The following is a 1,280-nucleotide window of genomic DNA, read 5'->3' on the forward strand; positions in this document are numbered from 1 at the left end:
TTCTCCCCCCTATTTGTCCGCCGCAGCGCCAAGCGGTTTGGTTGGCGCGGCGCTGCGGCGGACGAGCTTCATACGCCTCGTGTCGATGATGCCGAGGGGATGAGCATAGAAGGAAAGCGCCCATTGGCCATCCTCGGTTTCGGTGGCCGCGACCGCTTCACCGGCCAGCGTTTGCGAGACATAGATGAAGCCACCATTCCATCGGATCTCGCCATTGTGGCGCACGTGGCGGACCGCGGCCTCGGCCGGATAATCGGGCTCGGGTGGCGTTCTTGGCATGAGGCGCTGTGAGCGGCGGTAATGCTGGGCTGGAGTGTCCATGGCCAGCGCCTCATGCGGTCGCTCCTCATTGTAGCTGCGCCGAAAGGCCTCGAAGGCCCGGCCCTGAGCTGTTCTGTCGGCTTCCGGTTCCTTGGCCAGCGGCAGCATGGTCAGATGAAAGCGCTCATGGCGGCCGTTCTGCTGCGGCTTGCCGGGCGCGATCCGCTCCAGCACGATGCCAAGTTTGACGAAGCGCGCGGCAAGCGGCGTCAGCCCGGCGACGCCGGCCGACGCGAACGGCGGGCCATTGTCGCTTCTGAACCGATCCGGCAGCCCATGCTCCTCAAACAACCGCTCGAACACCGGCCAGGCCTCGGCATCGGCCGTCGACCCCGTTGCTTCCAGCGCCAGAAGATAGCGGCTCGACGCATCCATCACCGTCAAGGGCTCGCAACGCCGCTTGTCGCCGGTCGGGAACCAGCCCTTGTGGTCGCCAGTCCACACTGCGTTCGGCTCCTCGGCCGGCGGCCAGGGGCCGTTGCCGCAGGCCCGCAGCCGTGGCCGCTTGCGCGCGCCCACAAGCCCATGTCGTGCAAGGATGGCGCCCGCCGTCGAAGCTGACGGCCAGCGCAGCTCAGGGGCCGTGCGCTTGAGCCGCGCCACGATCTTCTTGGGCCCCCACAGCGGATGCGTCTCTTTCGCCGACACGATCTGCTCCACAAGATCCAGAGCCGTCGCCCGGCCGTGATTGAGCGGCGCTCGCGGCAGATCACGCAAACCTTCCGGGCCTAACGCGCGATAGCGACCAAGCCACTTGTAGCCGATTTTGCGAGAGATGCCGTAGGCCGCACAAATCTCGCTCATCGTCTCCTCACCTGCCAGGCAATCCACTACAAACCGAAGCCGCTCGTCCATGATGCCAGTCTCTCGCCAAACCATCGCCGGTCCTCCCGGCGAAGGAGAGAACTGTCACCCATGCATCAGGTCCATTCTGTTACCTATCTATCCGGTTCGGACAC

General features: G+C 65.4%; 1 protein-coding gene. It reads right to left on the minus strand.

Annotated features, from left to right (window positions below; translation table 11 throughout):
- Nucleotides 1-9: 9 nt before the first annotated feature.
- Nucleotides 10-1,200 carry an integrase core domain-containing protein gene (locus JT360_RS33085; protein WP_214477645.1) on the minus strand — a complete coding sequence of 397 codons (1,191 nt, stop codon included), beginning with the start codon at nucleotides 1,198-1,200 and terminating at the stop codon, nucleotides 10-12.
- Nucleotides 1,201-1,280: the final 80 nt, after the last annotated feature.

It is taken from the genome of Mesorhizobium sp. dw_380 (assembly GCF_018588885.1).
Classification (GTDB): Bacteria; Pseudomonadota; Alphaproteobacteria; order Rhizobiales; family Rhizobiaceae; genus Mesorhizobium.

Excerpts from the sequence above, each read along its gene's own strand:
- JT360_RS33085 (WP_214477645.1), bottom strand. The coding sequence starts at position 1,200 with ATGGTTTGGCGAGAGACTGGCATCATGGACGAGCGGCTTCGGTTTGTA.